28 protein-coding genes and 1 tRNA gene are annotated in these 22,816 nt (G+C 65.1%); 10 read left to right on the top strand and 19 right to left on the bottom strand.

Annotated elements, in window-relative coordinates:
- Position 1: 1 nt before the first annotated feature.
- The 3 genes from ACFOPH_RS18185 to ACFOPH_RS18195 all read right to left on the bottom strand — a co-directional run bounded on the left by ACFOPH_RS18185 (position 2) and on the right by ACFOPH_RS18195 (position 3,831).
- A complete protein-coding gene (locus ACFOPH_RS18185) occupies positions 2–1,300 on the bottom strand; it encodes an MFS family transporter (protein WP_312551663.1) in 1,299 nt (432 codons plus the stop codon).
- A gap of 118 nt (positions 1,301–1,418) precedes the next feature.
- A complete protein-coding gene (locus tag ACFOPH_RS18190; protein ID WP_312551662.1) occupies positions 1,419–1,853 on the bottom strand; it encodes an FKBP-type peptidyl-prolyl cis-trans isomerase in 435 nt (144 codons plus the stop codon).
- Between the two features lie 100 nt (positions 1,854–1,953).
- Positions 1,954–3,831 (bottom strand): potassium transporter Kup, encoded by a 1,878-nt coding sequence (locus ACFOPH_RS18195; protein ID WP_312551661.1) that lies wholly within the window; start codon positions 3,829–3,831, stop codon positions 1,954–1,956.
- Between the two features lie 244 nt (positions 3,832–4,075).
- On the opposite strand from ACFOPH_RS18195, the gene rarD reads away from it, so the two are divergent.
- The 3 genes from rarD to ACFOPH_RS18210 all read left to right on the top strand — a co-directional run bounded on the left by rarD (position 4,076) and on the right by ACFOPH_RS18210 (position 7,444).
- Positions 4,076–4,951, top strand: coding sequence for an EamA family transporter RarD (gene rarD / locus ACFOPH_RS18200; protein ID WP_312551660.1), 876 nt, complete (start codon positions 4,076–4,078; stop codon positions 4,949–4,951).
- Positions 4,952–5,035: 84 nt separating this feature from the next.
- Positions 5,036–6,703, top strand: coding sequence for an energy-dependent translational throttle protein EttA (gene ettA, locus ACFOPH_RS18205; RefSeq protein ID WP_312551659.1), 1,668 nt, complete (start codon positions 5,036–5,038; stop codon positions 6,701–6,703).
- A 195-nt stretch (positions 6,704–6,898) separates the two neighbouring features.
- Entirely contained in the window at positions 6,899–7,444 is a 546-nt protein-coding gene (locus tag ACFOPH_RS18210; protein ID WP_312551658.1) for an REP-associated tyrosine transposase, read from the top strand.
- Between the two features lie 117 nt (positions 7,445–7,561).
- Here ACFOPH_RS18210 and ACFOPH_RS18215 read toward each other — a convergent pair whose 3' ends face one another.
- Entirely contained in the window at positions 7,562–8,137 is a 576-nt protein-coding gene (locus tag ACFOPH_RS18215; RefSeq protein WP_312551657.1) for a porin family protein, read from the bottom strand.
- A gap of 183 nt (positions 8,138–8,320) precedes the next feature.
- Entirely contained in the window at positions 8,321–8,917 is a 597-nt protein-coding gene (locus ACFOPH_RS18220) for an alpha-ketoglutarate-dependent dioxygenase AlkB family protein (protein WP_379736789.1), read from the bottom strand.
- A 53-nt stretch (positions 8,918–8,970) separates the two neighbouring features.
- On the opposite strand from ACFOPH_RS18220, the gene ACFOPH_RS18225 reads away from it, so the two are divergent.
- Positions 8,971–9,558, top strand: a complete 588-nt coding sequence (locus tag ACFOPH_RS18225) for a molybdopterin-dependent oxidoreductase (RefSeq protein ID WP_379736791.1) — start codon at positions 8,971–8,973, stop codon at positions 9,556–9,558.
- Positions 9,559–9,564: 6 nt separating this feature from the next.
- On the opposite strand, the gene ACFOPH_RS18230 is transcribed toward ACFOPH_RS18225, so the two are convergent.
- From ACFOPH_RS18230 to ACFOPH_RS18260, 7 genes are all read right to left on the bottom strand, one after another.
- A complete protein-coding gene (locus ACFOPH_RS18230; protein WP_379736793.1) occupies positions 9,565–9,927 on the bottom strand; it encodes a hypothetical protein in 363 nt (120 codons plus the stop codon).
- A gap of 124 nt (positions 9,928–10,051) precedes the next feature.
- Positions 10,052–10,429 (bottom strand): MAPEG family protein, encoded by a 378-nt coding sequence (locus ACFOPH_RS18235; RefSeq protein ID WP_312551648.1) that lies wholly within the window; start codon positions 10,427–10,429, stop codon positions 10,052–10,054.
- 54 nt (positions 10,430–10,483) lie between these two features.
- Positions 10,484–11,317 carry a Rossmann-like and DUF2520 domain-containing protein gene (locus ACFOPH_RS18240; protein ID WP_379736795.1) on the bottom strand — a complete coding sequence of 278 codons (834 nt, stop codon included), beginning with the start codon at positions 11,315–11,317 and terminating at the stop codon, positions 10,484–10,486.
- Positions 11,317–11,913 (bottom strand): DUF924 family protein, encoded by a 597-nt coding sequence (locus tag ACFOPH_RS18245; RefSeq protein WP_379736797.1) that lies wholly within the window; start codon positions 11,911–11,913, stop codon positions 11,317–11,319. The genes ACFOPH_RS18240 and ACFOPH_RS18245 overlap by 1 nt, the downstream gene beginning before the upstream one ends.
- 23 nt (positions 11,914–11,936) lie before the next feature.
- A complete protein-coding gene (locus ACFOPH_RS18250) occupies positions 11,937–12,680 on the bottom strand; it encodes an MgtC/SapB family protein (RefSeq protein ID WP_379736799.1) in 744 nt (247 codons plus the stop codon).
- Positions 12,681–12,711: 31 nt separating this feature from the next.
- The gene (locus ACFOPH_RS18255; RefSeq protein ID WP_379736801.1) at positions 12,712–12,975 is read right to left on the bottom strand and encodes a hypothetical protein; all 264 of its coding nucleotides are present in this window, start codon (positions 12,973–12,975) and stop codon (positions 12,712–12,714) included.
- Positions 12,975–14,792, bottom strand: coding sequence for an aminopeptidase P family protein (locus ACFOPH_RS18260; protein WP_379736803.1), 1,818 nt, complete (start codon positions 14,790–14,792; stop codon positions 12,975–12,977). The genes ACFOPH_RS18255 and ACFOPH_RS18260 overlap by 1 nt, the downstream gene beginning before the upstream one ends.
- Before the next feature lie 174 nt (positions 14,793–14,966).
- Here ACFOPH_RS18260 and ACFOPH_RS18265 point away from each other — a divergent pair, with 174 nt between their 5' ends.
- Both ACFOPH_RS18265 and ACFOPH_RS18270 read left to right on the top strand, forming a co-directional pair.
- Positions 14,967–15,341 carry an MmcQ/YjbR family DNA-binding protein gene (locus ACFOPH_RS18265; protein ID WP_379736805.1) on the top strand — a complete coding sequence of 125 codons (375 nt, stop codon included), beginning with the start codon at positions 14,967–14,969 and terminating at the stop codon, positions 15,339–15,341.
- Positions 15,342–15,401: 60 nt separating this feature from the next.
- Entirely contained in the window at positions 15,402–16,025 is a 624-nt protein-coding gene (locus tag ACFOPH_RS18270) for a hypoxanthine-guanine phosphoribosyltransferase (RefSeq protein WP_379736807.1), read from the top strand.
- 74 nt (positions 16,026–16,099) lie between these two features.
- On the opposite strand, the gene ACFOPH_RS18275 is transcribed toward ACFOPH_RS18270, so the two are convergent.
- The 4 genes from ACFOPH_RS18275 to ACFOPH_RS18290 all read right to left on the bottom strand — a co-directional run bounded on the left by ACFOPH_RS18275 (position 16,100) and on the right by ACFOPH_RS18290 (position 18,707).
- Positions 16,100–17,071: an NAD(P)H-dependent flavin oxidoreductase gene (locus ACFOPH_RS18275; protein ID WP_312550493.1), complete on the bottom strand. Its 972-nt coding sequence runs from the start codon at positions 17,069–17,071 to the stop codon at positions 16,100–16,102.
- Between the two features lie 84 nt (positions 17,072–17,155).
- Positions 17,156–18,079 (bottom strand): MBL fold metallo-hydrolase, encoded by a 924-nt coding sequence (locus tag ACFOPH_RS18280; RefSeq protein WP_312550492.1) that lies wholly within the window; start codon positions 18,077–18,079, stop codon positions 17,156–17,158.
- Positions 18,079–18,282, bottom strand: a complete 204-nt coding sequence (locus ACFOPH_RS18285) for a DUF1289 domain-containing protein (RefSeq protein ID WP_312550491.1) — start codon at positions 18,280–18,282, stop codon at positions 18,079–18,081. Before ACFOPH_RS18285 ends, ACFOPH_RS18280 begins: the two co-directional genes overlap by 1 nt.
- Positions 18,279–18,707 carry a thioesterase family protein gene (locus tag ACFOPH_RS18290; RefSeq protein WP_312550490.1) on the bottom strand — a complete coding sequence of 143 codons (429 nt, stop codon included), beginning with the start codon at positions 18,705–18,707 and terminating at the stop codon, positions 18,279–18,281. Before ACFOPH_RS18290 ends, ACFOPH_RS18285 begins: the two co-directional genes overlap by 4 nt.
- Before the next feature lie 137 nt (positions 18,708–18,844).
- Here ACFOPH_RS18290 and ACFOPH_RS18295 point away from each other — a divergent pair, with 137 nt between their 5' ends.
- Positions 18,845–19,273: a CopG family transcriptional regulator gene (locus tag ACFOPH_RS18295; protein ID WP_379736810.1), complete on the top strand. Its 429-nt coding sequence runs from the start codon at positions 18,845–18,847 to the stop codon at positions 19,271–19,273.
- A gap of 50 nt (positions 19,274–19,323) precedes the next feature.
- The gene (locus ACFOPH_RS18300) at positions 19,324–20,451 is read left to right on the top strand and encodes an extracellular catalytic domain type 1 short-chain-length polyhydroxyalkanoate depolymerase (protein ID WP_312550489.1); all 1,128 of its coding nucleotides are present in this window, start codon (positions 19,324–19,326) and stop codon (positions 20,449–20,451) included.
- On the opposite strand, the gene ACFOPH_RS18305 is transcribed toward ACFOPH_RS18300, so the two are convergent.
- Positions 20,435–20,650: a cysteine-rich CWC family protein gene (locus tag ACFOPH_RS18305; protein WP_379736812.1), complete on the bottom strand. Its 216-nt coding sequence runs from the start codon at positions 20,648–20,650 to the stop codon at positions 20,435–20,437. The two genes, ACFOPH_RS18300 and ACFOPH_RS18305, sit on opposite strands and share 17 nt — an antisense overlap.
- A 170-nt stretch (positions 20,651–20,820) precedes the next feature.
- Between ACFOPH_RS18305 and argB the strand changes: the two genes are divergently transcribed.
- Both argB and ACFOPH_RS18315 read left to right on the top strand, forming a co-directional pair.
- Positions 20,821–21,750, top strand: coding sequence for an acetylglutamate kinase (argB, locus tag ACFOPH_RS18310; RefSeq protein WP_312550487.1), 930 nt, complete (start codon positions 20,821–20,823; stop codon positions 21,748–21,750).
- 75 nt (positions 21,751–21,825) lie between these two features.
- Positions 21,826–21,900, top strand: a tRNA-Thr gene (locus ACFOPH_RS18315).
- 25 nt (positions 21,901–21,925) lie between these two features.
- On the opposite strand, the gene ACFOPH_RS18320 is transcribed toward ACFOPH_RS18315, so the two are convergent.
- Together ACFOPH_RS18320 and ACFOPH_RS18325 are read right to left on the bottom strand one after the other, a co-directional pair.
- Positions 21,926–22,633, bottom strand: coding sequence for a TraB/GumN family protein (locus ACFOPH_RS18320; protein WP_379736814.1), 708 nt, complete (start codon positions 22,631–22,633; stop codon positions 21,926–21,928).
- Entirely contained in the window at positions 22,573–22,812 is a 240-nt protein-coding gene (locus ACFOPH_RS18325; RefSeq protein WP_379736816.1) for a hypothetical protein, read from the bottom strand. Before ACFOPH_RS18325 ends, ACFOPH_RS18320 begins: the two co-directional genes overlap by 61 nt.
- Positions 22,813–22,816: the final 4 nt, after the last annotated feature.

The raw sequence follows: 22,816 nt of genomic DNA on the forward strand, positions 1-22,816 counted from the left end.
CTTACTTCAGCATGCCCGACTTGGACGGGTCGGGCATCCGCAGCGACACGATGAAGGCGATCGCGCACATCACGCTGACGTACCAGTAGAAATTCGATTCCATCCCGGCCTGCTTGAACCACAGCGCCACGTATTCGGCGGAACCGCCGAAGATCGCGTTGGCCACCGCATACGACAGGCCGACGCCGAGGGCGCGCACTTCGACCGGGAACATCTCGGCCTTGATCAGGCCGCTGATCGAGGTGTACAGGCTGACGATGGCCAGCGCGCAGACGATCAATACGCCGGCCATGAAGGGGCTGGCGACGCCGCGCAGGGCGGTCATGATCGGCACGGTGGCGATCGCGGCCAGTCCGCCGAACCACATCATCGAGGTCTTGCGGCCGATGCGGTCGGACAGCGAGCCGAACACCGGCTGCAGGCACATGTAGATCACCAGCACCACGGTCATGATCGCGCTGGCGGTCTTGGTATCCATGCCGACGGTGTTGACCAGGTACTTCTGCATGTAGGTGGTGAAGGTGTAGAAAATCAGCGAGCCGCCGGCGGTGAAACCGAGCACGGTGATGAAGGCGCGCCGATGGTCCTTCAGCAGCGCGGCCACGCTGCCGGCTTCCTTGCGCTTGCGCTCGGTGGCGCTGGTGGTCTCGGTCAGCGAGCGGCGCAGGTAGAGCGAGACCAGGGCCGCGCAGGCGCCCAGCACGAAGGGAATACGCCAGCCCCAGGCCTTCAGTTCGGCTTCGGTGAACAACTGCTGCAACACCACCAGCACCAGCAGCGCCAGTAACTGGCCGCCGATCAGGGTCACGTACTGGAAGGAAGCGAAGAAACCGCGCCGGCCCGGCTGCGCCACTTCGCTCATGTAGGTGGCGCTGGTGCCGTATTCCCCGCCCACCGACAGGCCCTGGAACAGGCGCGCCAGCAGCAGCAGGACCGGTGCCGCGGTGCCGATCTGGGCATAGGTCGGCAGCACTGCGATCATCAGCGAGCCGCCGCACATCATGAGCACCGAGATCAGCATCGAGTTCTTGCGGCCGTAGCGGTCGGCGATACGGCCGAACATCCAGCCGCCGATCGGACGCATCAGGAAGCCGGCGGCGAAGATGCCGGCGGTATTCAGCAGCTGGGTAGTCGGGTTCCCGGACGGGAAGAATGCGGCCGAAAAATACAGCGCGCAGAACGAATAGATATAGAAATCGAACCACTCGACCAGGTTGCCCGACGACGCGCCGACGATGGCGAAGACGCGCTGGCGGGGAGTAAGTGCTTCGATTTCCTGCGGGGTAATGTGTTGCGACATGCTGTTTGTGCTCCTTGGTTCGACGAACGCAGGCCATCGGGCCTTGTTACATCCTACACAAGGGAAAGGTGCGCACGGCACGTCGTAGGACGGGACGCCATCGGCGCCCGCCCAGGCCTTACTCGACCTTCTGCAGCTCGACGTCGAACACCAGGCCGCTGTTCGGCGGGATCGGGCCGCGGCCACTTTTACCGTAGGCCATGTTGGCCGGAATGTGCAGGGTGCGCTTGCCGCCGACCTTCATGCCCGGCAACCCCTGGGTCCAGCCGGCGATCACCGGGTCGACGCCCAGCGTGAAGCCGATGGTGCCGGTCTCGAACTGGCTGCCCTTGTTGTCCGCCGCCGTGGTGCTGTACAGCCAGCCGGTGTACTTGACGGTCAGCTTCTTGCCGTTCACGGCCTCGGCGCCGGTGCCGACCACGGTGTCGGTCATCTTCAGCGCCGACGGTACGCTGATGACCTCGTCTTCGGCGTCGCCACCGCTGCCGCCGCAGGCCGTCAGGCTCATTACGGCCGCGCAGGCGGCGGCCATCAGCGGAAACTTGAATCGCATTCTCTTCTCCCCGGATCAGTGTGCATATGTTTTATAGGAAACACTGCACCTTACCCGAGGGCTAGCGGCGAGTTTGTCCGCTTTTTGTAGGTTTTTTGTACTAGATCTCGACCTGGGTGCCGAGCTCGATCACCCGGTTCGGCGGAATCTGGTAATAGTCGGCGGCGGCGCGCGCATTGCGCGACATGGTCGCGAACACGTGCTCGCGCCATGGCGCCATGCCCCGGCCCGGCGTCGAGATCACGGTCTGGCGCGCGATGAAGAACGAGGTCTCCATCATCTCGAAGCTCAAGCCGAGCGTGGCGCAATGTGCCATCACGGCCGGAATATCCGGCTCATCCTTGAAGCCGTAGTGGATGTTGAGCTGATAGCAGTGATGGCCCAGGTCGACCACCTGCACCTGCTCGGACAGCGCGACCCAGGGTTCTTCGCGGATGTGCACGGTCAGGAACACCACGCGCTCGTGCAGCACCTTGTTGTGCGACAGGTTGTGCAGCAGCGCGTGCGGCACGCCGTCGCTTTCGCCGCGCAGGAAGATGGCGGTGCCCGGCACCCGCGCCGGCGGCGCCACGAACAGGGAATCGAGGAAGGCATCGAGCGGGATCGCGTGCTTTTCCAGGTTCTCGAACACCAGTTCGCGGCCGCGCTTCCAGGTCAGCATCGCGGTCAGCAGCACGGCGCCCAGCAGCAGCGGGAACCAGCCGCCGTGCAGCAGTTTCAGGGTGCTGGCCGAGAACAGCGCGATGTCCATCAGCATGAAGAAGCCGGTGGCACCGATGCACACGACCAGCGGCAGGCGCCAGCGGTAGCGGGTGATGAAGAAGGTCAGCAGCGTGGTGGCGAGCATGGTCGCGGTGACCGCGATGCCGTAGGCGCCGGCCAGGCGGTCCGACGAGCCGAAGCCGATCACGGCGATCAGGACGACGACCAATTGCAGCCAGTTTACCGCCGGGATGTAGATCTGGCCGATCTCGCTTTCCGACGTGTGCATGATCCGCATGCGCGGCAGCAGGCCCAGCATGATGGCCTGCTTGGTCATCGAATAGGTGCCGGAAATGGTGGCCTGGGAAGCGATCACCGCCGCCATGGTCGACAGGATCACCAGTGGATAGACGCTCCAGGTGCCGAGCTGGTGGAAGAAGGGATTTTCCACCGCCGTCGGGTCGGTGATGAGCAAGCCCCCTTGCCCCAGGTAGTTCAGGGCGAGGGCCGGGAACACGATCAAGAACCAGGCTACGCGGATCGGCTTCTTGCCGAAGTGGCCCATGTCGGCGTACAGCGCCTCGGCGCCGGTCAGCGCCAGCACCACCGCGCCCAGCGCGACGAAGGCGATGAACCGGTTTTCGATCATGAAGCGCGCCGCGTGCAGCGGGTTGAGCGCTTCCAGGATCACCGGCGCCTTGGCAATGTTGATCACGCCCATGATGGCCAGTGCGGCGAACCAGACGATCATCACCGGACCGAACCAGCGTCCAATACCCGCGGTGCCGTGGCGCTGCAGGCTGTACAGGCCGACCAGCACCACCACCGCCAGCGGCACCACGTAGTGCGACAGCGCCGGCGTGGCCACTTCCAGGCCCTCGATCGCGCCCAGCACGGAAATGGCCGGGGTGATCACGCTGTCGCCATAGAACATGGTGGCGCCGAACACGCCGACCACCATCAAGGGGTAGTGCCAGCGCGAAGTACGCGTGACGGAATTCAGGGTGAGCGCCATCAGCGCCATGATGCCGCCCTCGCCGCGGTTGTCGGCACGCAGCACCAGGGTGACGTATTTCAGCGAGACGATCAGCGTCAGCCCCCAGAAGATCAGGGAGATAATGCCGAGCAGGTTGGGGGTGTTCAGCGCGAGGCCGTGGGTGGGGTCGAAGATGGTCTTGAGCGTGTACAGCGGGCTGGTACCGATATCGCCGTAGACGATGCCAACGGCAGCCAGCGTCAGTGCCGCCAGGCTGCTTTTGTTATTTTGCGACGTCAAGATTGCACCATATTGTTGTTCTGGTGCGGCGCACCATAAAATAACGACAAGAAAATTGCAAGCAGTATTCAGCGGACCGGCGCATCACGGCGGGAAGTGTTGCAAGTTTGCCCGAAGAGGCCGCGGACGGTCGCGCGTTAGCCCTGCAAGCCGGGCGCCCTGCACCAAAACGGGGGCGCCTCCGGCAAGCGCGCGCCACTTCGCCGATAATGCTGACCTGACAACCCTCCTCATCCCATTTCCCATGCGTACCGGCATCATTTCCGCCGCCCTGGCCTTCCTGTGCTGGGGCTTGTTCCCTTTATATTTCCACGCCGTCAAGGAAGTGCCTTCCATGCAGATCCTGGCGCATCGCATGATCTGGTCGCTGGCCTTCCTGCTGATCGTGCTCGCCCTGCGCCGCCAGTGGCGCTGGCTGGAGCAAGTGCGCCAGCCGCGCGTATTCTGGAGTTTCGTCGCTTCCGCCCTGCTGCTCAGCGCGAACTGGCTGCTGTACATCTGGGCCGTTAACAACGGCCACGTGATCGAGGCCAGCCTCGGTTACTTCATCAATCCGCTGGTGAACATCATGTTCGGCTACCTGCTGCTGAAGGAACGCCTGCGCCGCGTGCAGTGGAGCGCCATCGCGATCGCCGCGCTGGGCGTGGCCTGGCTGACCTGGCAATCCGGTGCGGTGCCCTGGATTGCCCTGTGCCTGGCAGCCTCGTTCGGCGCCTATGGCCTGCTGCGCAAGACCGCCGCGCTCGGCGCCCTGGAAGGACTGTCGTTCGAGACCATGGTGCTGTTCCCGATCGCGGCCATCTATGTCGGCTGGCTCACGCTGCATGGCGAGAATGCCTTCCTGAATACTTCCTCGGACGCCACGCGCTGGCTGCTGATTGCGGCGGGTCCGATCACGGCCGTTCCCCTGCTGTTGTTCGCCAGCGGCGCGCGCCAGATTCCGCTGTCGATCCTCGGCCTGCTGCAGTACCTGGCGCCGACCATCCAGTTCCTGCTCGGCGTGCTGCTGTTCAAGGAAGCCTTCACGGCCGACCGCCTGGTCGGTTTCGCGCTGATCTGGGCGGCATTGATCCTGTTTGCGGGAGAAGGATTGATCAGGTCCCGGCAAAACCGCGGCTGAATCTTTACATTTCGCGATAAAGGGTGTCTTTGGCGCCCTTCTATCGTATGCTGTGCACCTTGATTTACATAACAGTTACTTAAGATGGCAAATTACGTCTATACCATGAATCGCGTGGGCAAAATCGTCCCGCCGAAACGCCAGATTCTGAAAGATATCTCCCTGTCGTTCTTCCCGGGCGCAAAGATCGGCGTGCTGGGCCTGAACGGCTCCGGTAAATCGACCCTGCTGAAGATCATGGCGGGCATCGACACCGACATCCAGGGCGAAGCGCGCCCGATGCCGGGACTGAACATCGGCTACCTGCCGCAGGAACCGCAGCTCGACCCGGAAAAGACCGTGCGCCAGGAAGTCGAATCGGGCCTGGGTGAAGCCTTCGAGGCGCAAGCCAAGCTGGAAGCCGTGTACGCCGCCTATGCGGAAGAAGACGCGGACTTCGACGCCCTTGCCAAAGAGCAGGAGCGCCTGGAATCGATCATCGCCGCGGCCGATGGCGGCAACTTGAACCTGCAGATGGAAATGGCCGCCGACGCGCTGCGCCTGCCGCCTTGGGACCAGAAAATCGGCGTGCTGTCGGGCGGCGAGAAGCGCCGCGTGGCGCTGTGCAAGCTGCTGCTGAGCAAACCCGACATGCTGCTGCTGGACGAACCGACCAACCACCTGGACGCCGAATCGGTCGAGTGGCTGGAGCAGTTCCTGCTGCGCTTCCCGGGCACCGTGGTCGGCATCACCCACGACCGCTACTTCCTCGACAACGCCGCCGAGTGGATCCTGGAACTGGACCGCGGCCATGGCATCCCCTGGAAGGGCAACTACTCGTCCTGGCTGGAGCAGAAGGAAGCGCGCCTGAAGCAGGAAGAAGCGACCGAATCGGCGCGCCAGAAGGCGCTGGCCAAGGAACTCGAGTGGGCGCGCCAGAATCCGAAGGCACGCCAGGCGAAATCCAAGGCGCGCCTGGCCCGCTTCAACGAACTGTCCGAATACGAATACCAGAAGCGCAACGAGACCCAGGAGATCTTTATCCCTGTGGCCGAACGCCTGGGCAACGACGTCATCGAGTTCAAGAACGTCAGCAAGGCCTTCGGCGACCGCCTGCTGATCGACAACCTGTCGTTCACGATCCCGCCGGGCGCGATCGTCGGCATCATCGGCCCGAACGGCGCCGGTAAGTCGACCCTGTTCAAGATGATCGCCGGCAAGGAACAGCCGGACAGCGGCGAAGTCGTGATCGGCCAGACGGCGAAGGTCTCGCTGGTCGACCAGAGCCGCGACGAGCTGGCCAACAACAAGACCGTGTTCGAGGACGTTACCGGCGGCGCCGACCTGCTCAGCGTCGGCCGCTTCGAGATGCCGTCGCGCGCCTATCTCGGCCGCTTCAACTTCAAAGGCTCGGACCAGCAGAAGATCGTCGGCAACCTGTCGGGCGGCGAACGCGGCCGCCTGCACCTGGCCAAGACCCTGCTGCAAGGCGGCAACGTCCTGCTGCTGGACGAACCGTCGAACGACCTCGACGTGGAAACCCTGCGCGCGCTGGAAGACGCCCTGCTGGAATTCGCCGGCAGCGTGATGGTCATCTCGCACGATCGCTGGTTCCTCGACCGTATCGCGACCCACATCCTGGCCTTCGAGGGTAACTCGCAGGTGACCTTCTTCAACGGTAACTACCAGGAATACGAAGCCGACAAGAAGAAGCGCCTGGGCGAAGAAGGCGCGAAGCCGAAGCGGATTCGCTACAAGCCGCTGTCGAGCTAAGCCTTTTTTCATGCTCCTGTCGGGGGCGGAAAATTCAAGAACGCCTGGGATTTCCGGGCGTTTTTTTATTCGCGGAAACGGATCGCGGTCGACGGCAGAGCATGTGTAGAATCGTCTGTTGATGAGGCTAAAAGTTCCCGCCTCCCATTTGCGCCAGTCGACATGGACCCCATCGTCGACCGGCACACTTTGCCCATGACAGACTACCGCGACAACCGGGTCCCCGGTGGGACCTTCTTCTTCACGGTTCGGCTGCTCGACCGTGGCAGTTCCCTCCTGACGGACCATATTTCGGCCTTCGGCGACGCGATCCGCCAGGCGCGCGTGCGCCGGCCCTTCCACGTCGACGGCTGGGTCGTCCTGCCCGATCACGCCCACGCGATGTGGACCCTGCCGCCGGGCGACCACGACTGCTCGAGCCGCTGGCGTGCGGTGAAGATCGCGTTCTCGAAGGCCTTGCGCAAGGCGCGGCTGGGAAATTCTCCCGAGGGCGCGATCTGGGAGCGCCAATACCAGCAATACCGCATCCAGGACGAACGGGACTATGCGACCCTGATCGACTACATGCACACCAATGCCGTGCGCCACGGGCTGTGCCAAGGCGCCTGCGATTGGCCCTGGTCCTCGCTGCACCGTTTCCTCGCCTCCGGTTTCAGCGCGCCGGAATCGCTGGTGCTGCCGCCCTGGACGCGGCCGCTGGCGCCCCCACCCGCGGCGCTGCACCTGGGGGCGCATCCCTGACATCGACCGTGATGGGCGAGCACGGAGCGCCCAAGCGACGCTACCCGCTCGATCGCCAGCAACGCCGGCAAAACAAAAGGGCCCCGCAGGGCCCTTTGTCGTTACATGACGCGTCGATCAGAACTGGTACTTGGCGCCGACGGTGAAGACGTCCGGCTTCGGACCGAAGTCTTTTTTCTTGCCGTAGCGCTCGTACTCGGCGATCAGCGACACTTGCTGGTTGACGTTGTACTGCATGCCCAGCGCACCGTAGGCGCCGTTGTCGCTCTCGCTGCGGCTCAGGCCCGGGGTAGCCGAATCCAGCTCCGCCTTGGTGTGGGTCACGCCCAGCTTGCCGTAGACCGAGAACTTGTCGTTCAGCGGTGCGCGTGCGGTACCGGCGATGTAGGCGCCGTAGCCATCCGATTCGGTGGAAGCGGTAGCGCCGTTCAGGTTGTAGGTGCCACGTGCCTTGCGGAAGTCGGTGTAGCCCGCTTCGACGCCGAAGTTTTCGTTCAGTTCAGCACCACCGAAGACTTTGCCCGAAAACTTGTAACCGTCGTTGTCGACCATGGCGGCGCCCGGGACGTTGTACTCGCGGTCGGCACCGGATGCGCCGATACCGATGTAGGGGCGCGGGGTGATGGTGGACTGGGCCTGGGCGGCGGTCATGACGGCGGTACCTGCGATCAGTGCAAAAATGAGCTTTTTCATACGGAATCCTTTTTGACGTTTTTAGACTGGCTCGCCATTCCTAAGTGAATCGCGATGAGTCCAAGATAACACTGGTCAAAAGCTTAAGGCAGTGCCAATCCCGTAAGAACTGTAAGCAAACGTAACATAAATGACTTACGGTTCAGTTATTTTGGCGTCAAATTGACGTGTGAAGACGTCACATTACGCGATGAACCGGAAGGTTAAATTAATGCGTTCTCCGAGGGAGCGCGCGGCTTTATGGATGCCGTGGAGCCAGTTACTTTGTAAGCTTCCACTCATCAATAACAAGCTGCCATCATGCAGGTCGAGCTTGATTGTGCGTTTGTTGCGTTTATGCCGCAGTATGAAGCTGCGTGTGGCGCCAAAACTGAGCGAAGCGATCGCCGGTTCCGGTCCCAGTTCGGGTTCGTCGTCGCTGTGCATGCCCATGCTGTCGCGTTCATTGCGGTAATAGTTCAGCAGTACGCTGTTGAAGCGGCAGCCACAGGCAGCCTCGACTGCCGCGCGCAATTCGGCCAGCAGCGGCGTCCACGGCAGCGGGCCCAGGCGCAGGCCGGAATAGGTATAACTGGCGTCGCCATGCCAGGCAGTCAGCCGCGGTTGCAGGTGCTGCTTGCCGAAAAGAACGATACTGTCCTGGCGCCAGGGCGTCTCGTCGCGCAGGCGTATGAAGATATTGCCAGTCGGATACGGCAGGGGCAGGCGCGCCATCAAGGCTAATGCCCCATCCTCGATGGGAATCGGCACCAGCGTGCCGGGAGAGTCGAACAGGTCCATTCGGCAACTTTAACGCTTATCATGTGCTTTCCTCCACACCGACGACACACGGCATGAACAAACGCGCGTTCTTCGGCGCGGCACTGGCAACAGCCGCCCTGCCCTCCCTGCCAGCCATGGCAGCACCCAAGGCCGGGCCAGGCAACGGCCCGGCACTGCTGACCATGACCGGAGCGATCTCGCGCCCCAACCGCGGCGCGCTCGATCCTGCGCTCGACCAGATGATGGCCAAGCACAAGCTGGCGTTTACCAGTGCCTGCGCGCTCGACTTCGCCGCATTGGCGCGCCTGCCGGCGCAGACCATCCGCCCGACGCTGGAATACGACGGCAAGCCGCACACCTTGCGCGGACCGCTGCTGCTGGACGTATTGGCGTTGGCCGGCGCGAAACTGAATGACGCTACGCGCCTGGCGCTGCGCGCGGTCGACGGCTATGCGGCCGTGATCGGCGTGCGGCAGGCGCGCGCACAGCGTTTCATCGTCGCCACCCACCTGGACGGCGCGCCGATGGCCTTGGGAGGACTGGGGCCCTTGTGGGCCGTATTCGACGCCGACCGGGTGCCGGAGATGGCGGCGCTGCCGGTCAACCAGCGCTTTGGCGCTTGTCCCTGGGCGCTCTACCACATCGAAGTCGGCGTATAGATGAGTTCAGGCGTAGGCTTCGGCCATTGTCATGACGCGCGGCGCCACGGCAATGCCGACGTGGCCGAACAGGGTGTCGATGGCGGCCAGGTTGGCGCTGCACTCCTCGGCCTTCCAGCCCTTGAACAGGTCGGTGCCGGCCTTCTCGAAGTGCAAGTCGAGCACGCGGCCACCGTCGCGGTGCGTATAGCTCTTCTGGTAAAAACCCTTGAAGCCCAGCTCGGCCAGGGCCGCGAGCACCGAATGCGGCGGATTGTCGGGATCGGTCGCGAGATACACGCCAAAGGTCTTGCCCGGCGGCTTCGCGGCGACATCGACTTCATAGATGCCCGGAGCCTTGGTGCTTGCGGTACTCTTCAAAAACAACATGCTGCCTCCTGCGTCGAGCCGGCCCGGGTGCGACGCGCACCAGCCGCCGGGTATTGACGTTTTCAGCAGACAAGCTTATTTCTGTTTAAGTACTTTGTCGATGCCTGGATGCAATATTCTTGCTCTAGTGCATCAATAATCCAACGACCGTGGCTGCGACCAGAGCGCCACACGCAAGCATGCCAAGAACGAAGCCGAGTTCGCGCTTGGCCGGATCGCGGTAATAGCCGAGCGCATACAGGACGCGCGCGACGCACCACAGCATGCCGCCGGCGGCCGCCCAAGCGTCGCCCAGGTACCAGGCGCACAGCCACAGCGGCACCAGCACCAGCGGCAGCTGCTCGAGCGTGTTGGCCTGCACCCGCTGGCGGCTCTGGAAGGCCTCGGGTCCCTCCATCGACGGCGCCGGTACCTTGTAGCGCACGCGCGCCATGCCGGCGACCACGCCGGTCCAGAAATACACGCCAAGCACGGCCAGCGTGGCCCAGGCACTCAGATACATCGATACTCCTCGTTCGTTCGACAGGAAAATGCGCGCAGCGCGCAAGGTAATGAATCAGGGTTCGCCGCGGCGCTTGCGCTCGGCCAGCGCGGTCGTCGCCTCGACCAGGGCTTCGTACAGGCGCCCGGTCGGCGCGTCCCAGCCGGACACGGCCGCCTGCTGGCGCGCGACGGTGGCGACGTCGCCGCGTGCGACCGGGCCGCTGAGCGCAGCCGCCGGGCCGAGCCGGAACACGTTGGCGAGCGACTCGCTGGCCAGCGGCCGCGCCAGTTCGCGCGCCACCTCCATCGGCACGCCGGCGGCGCTGTAGGCGCGCAGCGCGGCGTCGAGCACCGTGACCAGGTAGTTCGAGGCGAACACGGAAGCGGCGTGGTAGACCGTCTTGGCGGCGGCGTCAATGGTCACCAGCTGCGCGCCGATCGCTTCAAAAGCCGGCGCCAGTTGCGCCAGCGCGCCCGCATCGCCCTCGACCCCGCACCAGGTGCCGGCAAAGGCGGCGGCGACGCCTGCCGGATCGGCAAAGCTGCGCACAGGGTGCACGCTCGCCACCAGCGCCCCGGCCCGGCTGGCCGCCTGCAGTTCGCCGGAGGCCTTGGCGCCGCTGCAGTGGAAGACGATGGCGTTGTCGAACAGGCCGGCCGCGGCCAGCGCCGCGCAAGCCGGCGTGATCTGGTCGTCGCCGACGGCCAGCATCCAGACCTGCGCCGGGCGCAAATCCGCCACCTGCGCCAGCGCGCGGCCCGCGCCGATGAAAGCGACCGCCGCGCCGGCACTGTCGATCGAGCGGGTCAGCACGTCCTGCACCTCGAACACGCCCTGCGCCGCGAACAGCCGGCCCAGGGTGCGGCCGACGTGCCCGGCGCCGACGATGTTCAGGGTAGGCGTCATCAGAAGCCGGCGCCGGGCTGGCTCAGGTACTGCAGCTCGTCGGGGGTGGAGGCGCGGCCGAGGATGGGGTTACGGTGCGGGAAGCGGCCGAAACGCGCGATCACGCCGCGGTGGCGGTGCGCGTAGTCGAGCATCTCGGCGAAGCCTTCATGTTCGCCCGCCAGTTGCGTGAACAGGTCGACCGCGCACTGCTGCATGCGCGCGTCCTCGGCGTGCTCGAAGGGCATGTAGGCAAAGGCGCGCTGCTGCGGCTCGAGCGTGCGGTCGGCGCCGCTGTCGACCAGCTGCTGCGCGGCGGCCAGCGCCAGCGTGTCGCCGGCAAACGCGCCCGGGGTGTCGCGGTGGGCGTTGCGGGTGAACTGGTCGAGCACCAGGATGCGCGCCAGCGTGCCTTGCGCGCCGTGCTCGATGTCCCATTCGCGCAGGCCGCCGGCGATCGCCTGCGCGATCGCCGCGCCGAAGCGCTCGCGGATCTGCGCGTCGAATGCCGCGTCCTTGCGGAACCATTCGGGCCGCGCCTTGCCGTAGCCGGCATCATCGCGCGGCAGGAACCAGAAATCGAGTACGTCTTGCGCCTTCATATCGGTGTGTCCCATCAGGTTATTTTTAATTGTTCGTGTCAGTTGCGGGCATGCGAAAGCTGGAAGCCCTCGACGCCTTCGAAGGCGGCCAGTTCGGCCGCCAGTTCGGTGAGCGTGGCGCGGTTGTGGCGCGACAGCGCCAGCGCGACGAAACGCCATTCCTGGCGCCCGCCGCTGGCCATGATGGTCAGCGAGCTGCCGGCGATCTGGTAGCCGCGCTCGAGCGCCGCTTCGCGCAGCGCGTCTTCCCTGGGCAGGAAATTCTCTTTAAAACGCAGCATGACCGCCACCGCGCGCCGCGAGGGCAGCACCGCCTCCACCCGGTTCAGGTAGATCATGATCATCGCCGCGAAAAACGCCAGGCCCATCGCGGCCAGGTAAAAGCCGACGCCGACCAGGATCCCGATCACCGACGAGCCCCAGATCGAGGCCGCCGTGGTCAATCCGCTGATATTAAAACCTTCGCGCATGATGACGCCGGCGCCGAGGAAGCCGATGCCGGTGACCACGCCCTGCATCACGCGGGTCGGGTCGACCGGGCCGATGGCGCCGACGCTGCCGCCGTACCACATCTCCGGATAGCCGCTGACGATGGTCAGCGCGGCCGATGCCATGCACACCAGGCCATAGGTGCGCATGCCGGCGGCGCGGCCGTGGTACGAGCGCTCGTAGCCGACCAACAGGCCCAGCAACAGCGCGCCGGCCAGGTGCAGCAGGATCACGCCATTGGTGGCGATCTCGGAGGGCGACCAGTACGGAGCCAGCAATTCCCACGTCGTCATGACAGTCTTTCGTAATACTGCGCGCAGCAGCTCAGGGCTTGTTCCTCCTGACCAGCTGTTTTTCGAAGGCGGCGTCGTGCTTGCTGATGCGCTTGACTTCCTGCGGACCGAGGCCGTTCACGAAGGCGACGAACTCGTCCAGTTCGAGCGGCGCGCACAGCGGCGGCGCGCCGGGCGACTCTGCTAGGTAAAACAGGCCGTCGCCGGTGCGCGCCATCGAATACGCGGTATTCCCGGTGCGTTTCTTCAGGCGCTCGACGGCGGAGCTGGCGCGGGTGGAGCGGGCGGAAGCCATCAGACGGCCCTCGTGCGCAGTTCCAGCCATGTGCGCGCCGCGCCCTGCACATGCGGCAGCAGGCGTTCGCGCACGGTGGCGTGGTAGTCGTTCAACCACTGCACTTCATGCGGGTGCAGCAGCGCCATGTCGAGGCAGCGCGTGTCGATCGGGCACAGGGTCAGCGTCTCGAAGCGCAGGAACTCGCCGAACTCGCCGCTGGCGGCAGGCACGTTGAGCACCAGGTTCTCGATGCGGATGCCCCAGCGGCCCGGTTTATAGATGCCCGGCTCGTTCGAGGTGATCATGCCCGGCTCCATCGCCGTGTGCGGGTCCGGCGAGGCCGACGGCGAAATCACCTGCGGACCTTCGTGCACGTTCATGAAATAGCCGACGCCATGGCCGGTGCCGTGGCCGTAGTCCACGCCGGCGGCCCAGATCGGCGCGCGCGCGATTGCGTCCAGCATCGGGCCGCGGGTGCCGCGCGGGAAGTGGGCCATCGACAGCGCCATCATCCCTTTCAGCACCAGGGTGAAGTCGCGCTTGTGCTCAGCCGTGATGGTGCCCACCGGGACCACGCGCGTGATGTCGGTGGTGCCGCCCAGGTACTGGCCGCCCGAGTCGATCAGCAGCAGGCCGTCGCCCTCGATGGTCGAGTGGGAAGCCTGGCTCGCGCGGTAGTGCATGATCGCGCCGTTGGCGTTGAAGCCGGCGATCGTGTTGAAGCTGGGGCTGACGAAACCCGGGCGGCGCGCACGCGCCGCGGTGATCTGCTCGTCGATGGTCAGCTCGGTGATCGGCGCGCGGTGCGGATCGAGCAGGGTCGCCTCCAGCCAGGCGAAGAATTCGCACAGTGCGGCGCCGTCCTGTTCCATGGTGGCGCGCACGTGCGCGACTTCCGCCTCGCTCTTGCGCGACTTGGCGAACGTCGTCGGGTTGATCGCTTCCACCACGCGCACCGTGTCCGGGACGGCGGCGCGCATGCCGGCGGTGACGCGGCGCGGATCGAGCAGCAGCGTGCTGTCGGCGGGCAGCGCGGCGAGGGCCTCGGCGGCCTCGGCATAAGGCGCCAGGCGCACGCCGTCGGCCGCCAGGCGGGCGCGCAGTTCCTCGGACGCTTTATTTTCGGCGACGAACACGGTCGCGCCGTCGCGTTCCACTAATGCGTGGGCCACGAACACCGGATTGAAGTTCACGTCCGAGCCGCGCAGGTTGAACAGGTAGCCGATGTCGTCCAGGGTCGAAATGAAATGGCGCTCGGCGCCGAGCCTGTCCATCTCGGCGCGCGTGGCGGCCAGTTTCTCGGCGCGCGACATGGTCGCGTAGGGCGCCGCGTGCTCGTACAACGGGTCGAGCGGCAGGCCCGGGCGCTCATGCCAGATCTCGTCGAGCAGGTCGAGATCGGTACGCAGCTTGACGCCGCGCGCACCCAGGGCCTCGCCCAGCAGGCGCGCCACGGCCAGGCCCAGCACGCGCGCGTCGACCGCGACCGTCTGGCCCGGCTGCATGTTGGCGGCCAGCCAGTCGATGTGCAGCAGGCTGGCGCCCGACGGGATCTTCATCAGCGCGATCTCGCTGCCGGCCAATTCGGTTTCGGCCTGCGTCCAGTAGCGGCCATCGGTCCACACCCCGGCGAAGCCGGCGGTAGCGATGAAGGTGCCGACCGATCCGGTGAAACCCGACATCCATTCGCGGCCCTGCCAGCGGCGCGGCAGGTATTCGGACAGGTGGGGGTCGCTCGATGGCACGATGAAGGCGTCGATGCCGTGGCGCGCCATCGCGGCGCGCAGCTGTTCCAGGCGGGCGGCGCGCTGGACCGTGGAGTCATTCGTGGACATGGCTTGCTTGGAGGTTAGACAAGCCACGTATGATACGCCGCAAACCGGGACAATGGCGCAGACGAATCTTGCGTTAAAACATCGAAATGCATCCACCCTGCCGCGGGCAAGGTAAACTCGGGGAAATCGACAACAAACAGCTTGCGCACCGACGCGGCCCAGGGAGACGACAACATGGATTTCGAAGCCGCCAAGGCAGTGTGCCGCAGCTTCCCCGGCTGTACCGAAGACATCAAATGGGGCGACGACCTGGTGTTCTCGGTAGGGGAAAAAATGTTCGCGGTGACCGGCAACGCGGTGCCGGCGACCAGCATGAGCTTCAAGGTCGACGATGCGCGCTTCCTGGAACTGACCGACCGTCCCGGCATCGTTCCGGCGCCCTACCTGGCGCGCGCGCACTGGGTGCAGGTCGAGGCCGGCGCCGCCTTGTCCGACGAGGAAGCCTCCCAGCTGCTGCGCCGCTCCTACGAGCTCGTGTTCGCGAAACTCACGAAGAAGCTGCAACGCGAAATCCAGGACAGGCGTGCCGACGAAACGCTGTCCAACTGAAACCGCATTGCGGCCCGAGTTGTCGCATAATCATCAGAAACTTTATTGACCGGAATGACCATGCAAGACTATCACCACGCCCGTGCCCGCGCCCTGCTTGCCAATGCGCGCCAGATCGTCAGTCCCGAAGAAGTGCAGACCGCCGTGCGGCAAGTGGCCGATGTGCTCAACGCGCGCTTCGGCAATCCCGATAACCCCAGCTTCCCGCTGGTGCTGGGCGTGATGGGCGGCGCCGTCATCTTCACCGGCACCCTGCTGCCGCAGCTGCGCTTCCCGCTCGAATTCGACTACATCCACGTGAGCCGCTACGGCGACGACGATCGCGGCGGCGAAGTGCAGTGGAAAGTTATTCCGCGCAAGGACGTGGCGGGCAAGACCATCGTGGTGCTCGACGACATCCTCGACGAAGGCGAGACCCTGGCCCACGTGAAGCAGCGCCTGCTCGACATGGGCGCGGCCGAGGTCATCGTCGTCGTGTTCGCGGACAAGAACATCGGCCGCGCGAAACCGATCCGGGCCGACATCACCGGCCTCACGCTGCCGAACGAGTTCGTGGTCGGCTTCGGGATGGACGTCTACAACTACTGGCGCAATTTGCCGGGCCTGTGGTCGATCCGCCCGGAAGACCTGAGCGTGGAACCGGCGCCGCCTTATCCGGTGCCGGACGCGAAACCCGACGCATGATGTCGGCTTGATGCGTAGGGGGGCGGATCCTCCGCCCACGCGGTGATCGCCGATGGGCGATCAATCCATCGGCTTTACCGCGCGCCTGCAATCCCCAGGCGCGCACGCGCCGCCTCGTACTCGCCCTTCAGGCGCTCGACCATCTCGGCGACGGTCGGCACGTCGTCCATCAGGCCCACGCCCTGGCCGGCGCCCCAGATGTCGCGCCAGGCCTTGGCCTTCGAGCCGCCGTCGCCGAAGCTCATCTTGCTCTTGTCCGACTCCGGCAGCGCCTCCGGATCGAGGCCGGCGTTGACGATCGATTTTTTCAGGTAGTTGCCGTGCACGCCGGTGAACAGGTTGGTGTAGACGATGTCGGCCGCGCTCGATTCGACAATGGCGTTGCGGTAGTCCTCGCTGACGTTCGATTCCTTGGTCGCCAGCCAGCGCGAGCCGATGTAGGCGAAGTCCGCGCCCATCGCCTGGGCCGCCAGGACGGCGTCGCCGGTGGCGATCGAGCCGGACAGTGCGATCGGGCCCTTGAAGAACTTGCGCACTTCGCCGACCAGCGCGAACGGCGACAGCGAACCGGCGTGGCCGCCCGCGCCCGCCGCCACCAGGATCAGGCCGTCGACGCCCGCCTCCAGCGCCTTTTGCGCGTGGCGGATCGAGACCACGTCGTGCAGCACGATGCCGCCGTAGCCGTGCACGGCATCGAGCATTTCCTTCGGCGGCGCGCGCAGCGAGGAGATGATGATCGGCACCTGGTGCTTGACGCAGACCGCGACGTCCTGCTCGAGGCGCACGTTGGAAGCGTGGACGATCTGGTTGACCGCGATCGGGCCGACGATGGCGTCCGGGTTCGCTTCCTTGTACTCGGCCAGCTCGCGCTGCAGGTCGGTCAGCCAGGTGTCGAGCAGCTCGGCCGGCCGGGCATTGAGCGCCGGGAAGGAGCCGACGATGCCGGCCTTGCACTGGGCGGCCACGAGGGCCGGACCGCTGGCGATGAACATCGGCGACGCGATGACGGGAAGGGACAGGTTTTGCAGTACGGTAGGCAAGGTCATGGGCGCTCTCGGCAAAGTTGATCGGACCAGCTGGTCGATTATAGTGTTAAAAAAGCACGGTCGTGCTAGATTTTGCGCTCTAATTCACACGTCGACCAGGAATTCGCCGTCGATGCGGGCGGCCTTGGCGCGGACCAGGGAGTTCGTGGCCCAGGTGGCGAGGCCGGTATAAGCGTCGTTCGGTGGTGTATCGGTATCGGTCAGCCTTAGCGCAGCCGCAACCACCGGTATCGACGCCAGCAACGCCGGCAACGAAGCCAGCGCGATCCGCTGCCGCTCCAGCAGCAAGAACTTCACCAGTACCTTCACCGCATTCTCCGCATTGCGCCGCGGATCGGCCGCCAGGTAATCGAGCCGCGAATAGGCCCGCCCCAAAGCCGCGCCCACGTCGCCGAACACCCGGCCATGCCCCGGCACCACGACGCGCGCATCGAGCGTGCCGATCAGGTCGAGCGTGGCGCGCACCGCGTCGAAGCCCGGCTCGCCCGCCAGTTCAGGGAACACCACGCCGAAACCGTTCTCCCACAAGGCGTCGCCCGAGACCAGCACGCCCTCCTGCGCGCAAAACAGCAGCAACGCATGCGGATCGTGGCCCGGCGCGGCCAGCACCTGCCAGCGCAACCCACCCAGGTCGAGTTCGTCGCCCGGCGCCAGCACGGCGTCGAAACCGAAGCGCGGACATTGCTGGCCGGTGGCGCGGTAGCTCAACGCCTCCTCGTCCCAGGCCGCGACCTTGCCGGCCTCGGCCACCGGAATCGCCGTCTGGCAGCCATACGCGGCCTGTAGCGCCGCGTTGCCACCGCAGTGGTCCGAATGCAGATGGGTGTTGAGCAGGCGCCCGAGCGGACGGCCAGCGAGGGCGTGATCGACCAGCGCCAGCGTCTGCGGCGCATGCGTCACATAGCCGCTGTCGACCAGGGCGGTATCAAGACCGGTGAAGAGAATATTGTTGGACGACAGCCAGCCGCGCTCGAACACCTGCATGGTGGCGGGCAGGCGCAGCGTCATCAGCCGAAGTCCAGCTCGGATTCGCGGCGGCGGATTTCCTTCCAGACCGCGCGTTTGTAGTCGTCGCCCGCCGTGCCCCAGGCGACGATCTCGTCGATCGTGCGCATGCAGCCGCGGCACAGGCCGGTCGCCTTGTCCATCTCGCACACATTGATGCAGGGAGACGGCACCGGTGTCTGCAGCTCGGGGTGAGAAAGACTCATGCCGCGCCTCCCGCGCTCTTGCGCGCCACGCGCGCATTGAAACGTTCCGTATCGATCACGCAACGCTCGTGCGTGCCTTCGCAAATGCGCTCGACATCGTCCCAGGCCTCGACCTTGAAACGCACGCGTTGCCCTGCCACTTCCGTGACCTCGCCGCGGATGGTCAGGGTCATGCCGGGCGGCGTCGGCGCCAGGTGCTGGAAATTCACCATGGTGCCCAGGCTTTGCTCGTGCGGCCAGTCGAGGTAGGGCAGCATGCCGTTCAGGCAGGCCAGCTCCATCATGCCGACCATGTAGCCGGTGGCGAGCACGTCGGGCATGTCGCGGCAAAAAGGCGTGTCGTGGTAGAGCGCGGGAACGGTGGCGCGCGGCGGCACCGTATAGCGCCATTCGAAGCGCAGGCCGGGTTGCAATTCTGGACTCATGGGCGAAGAGATTACCCGATTCAAACGGATTGCGCTTGACCTCCAGGCTCAGAAGCGTAGACTGAGTTCTCGATTCGCCATCCAGTTGGATGGTGAATGGATGGTAAAAATGCATGGCACGAAAGGATGGTGTAAGAATGGGCGGCCAAATTGTCAAAGCCAATGAGCCAAAACCAAAGGTGGCAGACACCGAAAAAATCACGATCAACCTCGGCATGATCGACCTGGGCCAGATCGACTTGTTGGTCAGCGAAGGGTTTTATAGCAACCGCACCGACCTGATCCGCACCGCGATCCGCAACCAGTTGAATGCGCATGCCGATGTAGTGCGGCAAACCGTCGCCCGCCGCAGCCTGGTGCTCGGCATGCACCATTACTCCCGCGCCGACCTGGAAGCGGCGCAGCAGGCGGGTATCCGTCTGCAGATCCAGGTGCTGGGCATGGCCAGCATCGCCAGCGACGTGTCCGTCGAACTGGCACTGGCCACAATCGAATCAATCACGGTGCTCGGGGTGCTCCACGCAAGCAATACCCTGAAAGCCGCACTGGCGGAGCGCATTCGCTAGATGCGAAGCGCCTGCCAAGCGCCCCGAGGGGCGAACGGAAAGGAAGCCACATGAAATTGAATAACAAACTGTTGGCGCAAATGCGTGCCGCAAGCCGCCACCTGATGCACCGTCATCCGGTCGACACGAGCAAGGTCATCGAGGATGCATTGAAAAACGCCTCGGCGATGACCCAGGCCGCCCAGGAGCAGATGCGCAATATGTCGCCCCTGCACGGCGGCGCGGCGCCGGGCGCGCACAGGACCGACATGCACGACATGCTTGCCGAACTCAGCCGAGGCTTGGGTGGCGCCTCAGGTGGCGTCTTCGGCGGCGGTGCCGCCGCCAACGAGCCGGCGCCGCTGCTGCCCGGCAGCTTCAGCGACGGCAGCTACACGAACGCGGCCGGCACCCGCAGCTACAAGCTGTACGTGCCCAGCACCTACACAGGCGCCCCGGCGCCGCTGGTGGTGATGCTGCACGGCTGCACCCAGGACCCGGACGACTTCGCCAAGGGCACACAGATGAACATGCTGGCCGAGGAGATGGGCTGCCTGGTCGTGTACCCGGCGCAGTCGCGCCAGGCGAATGCCTCGCGCTGCTGGAACTGGTTCAACGACGCCGACCAGCAGCGCGACCGCGGCGAGCCCTCGATCATCGCCGGCCTCACCCGCCAGATCATGGGGGAATACGCAGTCGACCCGGGCCAGGTATTCGTGGCCGGGCTGTCGGCCGGCGGCGCGATGGCGACCATCATGGGCACGCTCTACCCCGAGCTGTACGCGGCGGTCGGCGTCCATTCCGGCCTGCCCTTCGCCTCGGCGCACGACCTGCCGTCGGCACTGGCGGCCATGAACGGAGACTTCCGGCGCCGGCAGCAGCCGGGCCGTTCGATTCCGATCATCGTCTTCCACGGCGACCAGGACAAGACCGTGCATCCGGCGAATGGCGACGAACTGGTTGCGCCGGCGCGCGACAGCGCCGAGGCGATGGCGGTGGAACCGGGCCGCGTGCCGAACGGCCACGCCTACACCCGCACCACGCACAAGCGCGCCGACGGCCGCGTGCATGCCGAGCATTGGCTGATCCACGGCGCCGGCCACGCCTGGTCGGGCGGCAGCGCCCATGGCAGCTATACCGACGGCCGCGGGCCGGACGCCAGCCGCGAGATGATGCGCTTCTTCAGGACCCAGAAGTAGGCGCTGCCTCGTCCGCGGCAGGCTGGCCGGCGCGCGTGCGCTCGTCGATATGCGCGCGCAGGCAGGCCGGGCACCAGCAGCTTGCTTCCGTCCCGGGAACCGGCAGCGCCGGCGGCAGTTCGGTGCACCAGCAGGGGCCGGCGCTGCCGTCGACCATGGCGCAACCGAAGCTGGCGCCGCAGCGGCTGCAGGTACTCATCGTGCTGCCTCGCGACAGGATTCTTTCGTCATGTGTAATATCGTCCAAGCATCCATCGGCGGCCATCCCTGGCCGGTCACACCGTAAAATACAACAAGACCGCCATATAATGCCCACAGGGGTGGGCGTGTTGCCTGTAAAATCTCCGCCACATTTATTTCGGACTCTCCATGAACGCTCAGTTGACCAGCCTGAAGACCGACGACCAATCGAGTGACCTGACTGCCGTCTCGCCGCAGATCAAGGCACAAATCCTGGCCGAGGCGCTTCCCTATATCCGCAATTTCCACGGCAAGACCATCGTCATCAAGTACGGCGGCAATGCAATGACCGACGAGCGCCTGAAGCACGGCTTCGCGCGCGACGTGATCCTGCTGAAACTGGTGGGCATGAATCCGGTCGTGGTGCACGGCGGCGGTCCGCAGATCGACAACGCGCTCAAGAAGATCGGCAAGCAGGGCACCTTCGTGCAGGGCATGCGCATCACCGACGAAGAGACCATGGAAGTGGTCGAATGGGTGCTGGGCGGCGAAGTGCAGCAAGACATCGTCATGCTGATCAACCACTACGGCGGCCAGGCAGTCGGCCTGACCGGCAAGGACGGCGGCCTGATCCGCGCACGCAAGATGAGCATGCCGGACAAGGACAAGCCGGGCGAATTCCTCGACATCGGTTTCGTCGGCGAGATCGAGGCGATCAATCCGGCGGTGGTCAAGGCGCTGCAGGACGACGCCTTCATCCCGATCATTTCGCCGATCGGCTTCGGCCAGGACGGCCAGGCCTACAACATCAATGCCGACGTCGTCGCCGGCAAGATCGCCGAGATCCTGAAAGCCGAAAAGCTGATCATGATGACCAACATCGCCGGCGTGCAGGACAAGGCGGGCAATCTGGTCACCGACCTGTCGGCACGCGAGATCGACGAGATGTTCGCGGACGGCACGATCTCGGGCGGCATGCTGCCGAAAATCTCGTCGGCACTGGACGCGGCCAAGTCGGGCGTCAATACCGTGCACATCATCGATGGCCGCATCGAGCACTCTTTGTTGCTGGAAGTCTTGACCGAACAGGCTTTTGGCACTATGATCCGGTCGCACTAAGATTTTCGGCGACAGAAGTCGTCGTCACGGCGGGTCTTGCCCGCCGCGATCTTCGCGAAAATCTCATTTCTACCAGCCCTTGTAGCTCAGTGGTAGAGCACTCCCTTGGTAAGGGAGAGGCCACGTGTTCAATCCACGTCAAGGGCACCACTTCCCGGCAGTACCCTCCCCCCCTTTAGTACAAGCGTTCCACCGCGATGCCGCGCTGGCGCAGCAATTCCGGCAAACCGTTTTTCCCCAGCAAATGCAGCAGGCCAACCGCCACCACGGCATTGTTCTCGCTCGCCAGCAGTGAAGCCACCTTGTCGGCCATCGGTCCGTTGCGCTCGTTCAGCACCACGTCGCGCGTAAACTTGCCGGTCAGGGTGGTGTCGCTGTCGAGCCGGCGCGCGATCCCGTCCAGCGCCGCCTGGTCGGCGCGCTCGTAGGCGTCGAACATCTCGCGCGCCTCGCGCAACTGGCGGCCCGATTCCATGTTCTCCAGCGCTTCCTCGAGCAGGCGCCACTGGTCGCCGTCGGACATGCGGTTCAGCAGCGCCGCCTGGTACTGCGCCGATTCGAGCTCGGCGATGCGGGTATTGCCGCCGCGCGCCAGGTGCGCCAGGTGGGCATCCACGCCCAGGGCCGGGTTGTAGCCCAGCTTGCCCAGGTCGGCGACCGCCAGGATCGTCGCCACCATCCACGGTTTCATCTGCGCCACGGCGGCAGGGTCGATGCCCTGCTTGCGCAGGCCGGTCTCGATGCGCTGGCGGCGCTCGGCCGGCAAGGCCGCGATGCCGGGGCTGCCGGCCGGGAACATGCCGTGCTGCTGGAATGCCGCCATCATGGCCGCCGGGTCGCGCGCCGCATCGACTTCGAGCGCCAGCGTGGGTGCGGCCGCCATCGCCGCCCGGATGCGCGGTTCGAGCGGATAGAACTCGGGCTTGCCGGCGGGATGGTGCCGTACAGGTACAGCGTATTGCCCTTGCTGGTGACCTTGAACAGCGCGCCGCGCTCGGCGGCCAGGGCCTGGACGGCCATCAGGAACAGGCTGAGGAACACCACTATAATCGGACGTCGCATATTC

Origin of the sequence: Massilia haematophila (genome assembly GCF_042647645.1) — a bacterium.
In the GTDB taxonomy this organism is placed as follows: Bacteria; Pseudomonadota; Gammaproteobacteria; order Burkholderiales; family Burkholderiaceae_D; genus Telluria; species Telluria haematophila.

Bases quoted from the DNA above. Each gene is read 5' to 3' on its own strand.
- ACFOPH_RS18185 (WP_312551663.1), bottom strand. From the start codon at position 1,300: ATGTCGCAACACATTACCCCGCAGGAAATCGAAGCACTTACTCCCCGC.
- ACFOPH_RS18190 (WP_312551662.1), bottom strand. From the start codon at position 1,853: ATGCGATTCAAGTTTCCGCTGATGGCCGCCGCCTGCGCGGCCGTAATG.
- rarD (WP_312551660.1), top strand. From the start codon at position 4,076: ATGCGTACCGGCATCATTTCCGCCGCCCTGGCCTTCCTGTGCTGGGGC.
- ettA (WP_312551659.1), top strand. From the start codon at position 5,036: ATGGCAAATTACGTCTATACCATGAATCGCGTGGGCAAAATCGTCCCG.
- ACFOPH_RS18210 (WP_312551658.1), top strand. From the start codon at position 6,899: ATGACAGACTACCGCGACAACCGGGTCCCCGGTGGGACCTTCTTCTTC.
- ACFOPH_RS18215 (WP_312551657.1), bottom strand. From the start codon at position 8,137: ATGAAAAAGCTCATTTTTGCACTGATCGCAGGTACCGCCGTCATGACC.
- ACFOPH_RS18220 (WP_379736789.1), bottom strand. From the start codon at position 8,917: ATGGACCTGTTCGACTCTCCCGGCACGCTGGTGCCGATTCCCATCGAG.
- ACFOPH_RS18225 (WP_379736791.1), top strand. From the start codon at position 8,971: ATGAACAAACGCGCGTTCTTCGGCGCGGCACTGGCAACAGCCGCCCTG.
- ACFOPH_RS18230 (WP_379736793.1), bottom strand. From the start codon at position 9,927: ATGTTGTTTTTGAAGAGTACCGCAAGCACCAAGGCTCCGGGCATCTAT.
- ACFOPH_RS18235 (WP_312551648.1), bottom strand. From the start codon at position 10,429: ATGTATCTGAGTGCCTGGGCCACGCTGGCCGTGCTTGGCGTGTATTTC.
- ACFOPH_RS18240 (WP_379736795.1), bottom strand. From the start codon at position 11,317: ATGACGCCTACCCTGAACATCGTCGGCGCCGGGCACGTCGGCCGCACC.
- ACFOPH_RS18245 (WP_379736797.1), bottom strand. From the start codon at position 11,913: ATGGGACACACCGATATGAAGGCGCAAGACGTACTCGATTTCTGGTTC.
- ACFOPH_RS18250 (WP_379736799.1), bottom strand. From the start codon at position 12,680: ATGACGACGTGGGAATTGCTGGCTCCGTACTGGTCGCCCTCCGAGATC.
- ACFOPH_RS18255 (WP_379736801.1), bottom strand. From the start codon at position 12,975: ATGGCTTCCGCCCGCTCCACCCGCGCCAGCTCCGCCGTCGAGCGCCTG.
- ACFOPH_RS18260 (WP_379736803.1), bottom strand. From the start codon at position 14,792: ATGTCCACGAATGACTCCACGGTCCAGCGCGCCGCCCGCCTGGAACAG.
- ACFOPH_RS18265 (WP_379736805.1), top strand. From the start codon at position 14,967: ATGGATTTCGAAGCCGCCAAGGCAGTGTGCCGCAGCTTCCCCGGCTGT.
- ACFOPH_RS18270 (WP_379736807.1), top strand. From the start codon at position 15,402: ATGCAAGACTATCACCACGCCCGTGCCCGCGCCCTGCTTGCCAATGCG.
- ACFOPH_RS18275 (WP_312550493.1), bottom strand. From the start codon at position 17,071: ATGACCTTGCCTACCGTACTGCAAAACCTGTCCCTTCCCGTCATCGCG.
- ACFOPH_RS18280 (WP_312550492.1), bottom strand. From the start codon at position 18,079: ATGACGCTGCGCCTGCCCGCCACCATGCAGGTGTTCGAGCGCGGCTGG.
- ACFOPH_RS18285 (WP_312550491.1), bottom strand. From the start codon at position 18,282: ATGAGTCTTTCTCACCCCGAGCTGCAGACACCGGTGCCGTCTCCCTGC.
- ACFOPH_RS18290 (WP_312550490.1), bottom strand. From the start codon at position 18,707: ATGAGTCCAGAATTGCAACCCGGCCTGCGCTTCGAATGGCGCTATACG.
- ACFOPH_RS18295 (WP_379736810.1), top strand. From the start codon at position 18,845: ATGGGCGGCCAAATTGTCAAAGCCAATGAGCCAAAACCAAAGGTGGCA.
- ACFOPH_RS18300 (WP_312550489.1), top strand. From the start codon at position 19,324: ATGAAATTGAATAACAAACTGTTGGCGCAAATGCGTGCCGCAAGCCGC.
- ACFOPH_RS18305 (WP_379736812.1), bottom strand. From the start codon at position 20,650: ATGAGTACCTGCAGCCGCTGCGGCGCCAGCTTCGGTTGCGCCATGGTC.
- argB (WP_312550487.1), top strand. From the start codon at position 20,821: ATGAACGCTCAGTTGACCAGCCTGAAGACCGACGACCAATCGAGTGAC.
- ACFOPH_RS18320 (WP_379736814.1), bottom strand. From the start codon at position 22,633: ATGGCGGCCGCACCCACGCTGGCGCTCGAAGTCGATGCGGCGCGCGAC.
- ACFOPH_RS18325 (WP_379736816.1), bottom strand. From the start codon at position 22,812: ATGCGACGTCCGATTATAGTGGTGTTCCTCAGCCTGTTCCTGATGGCC.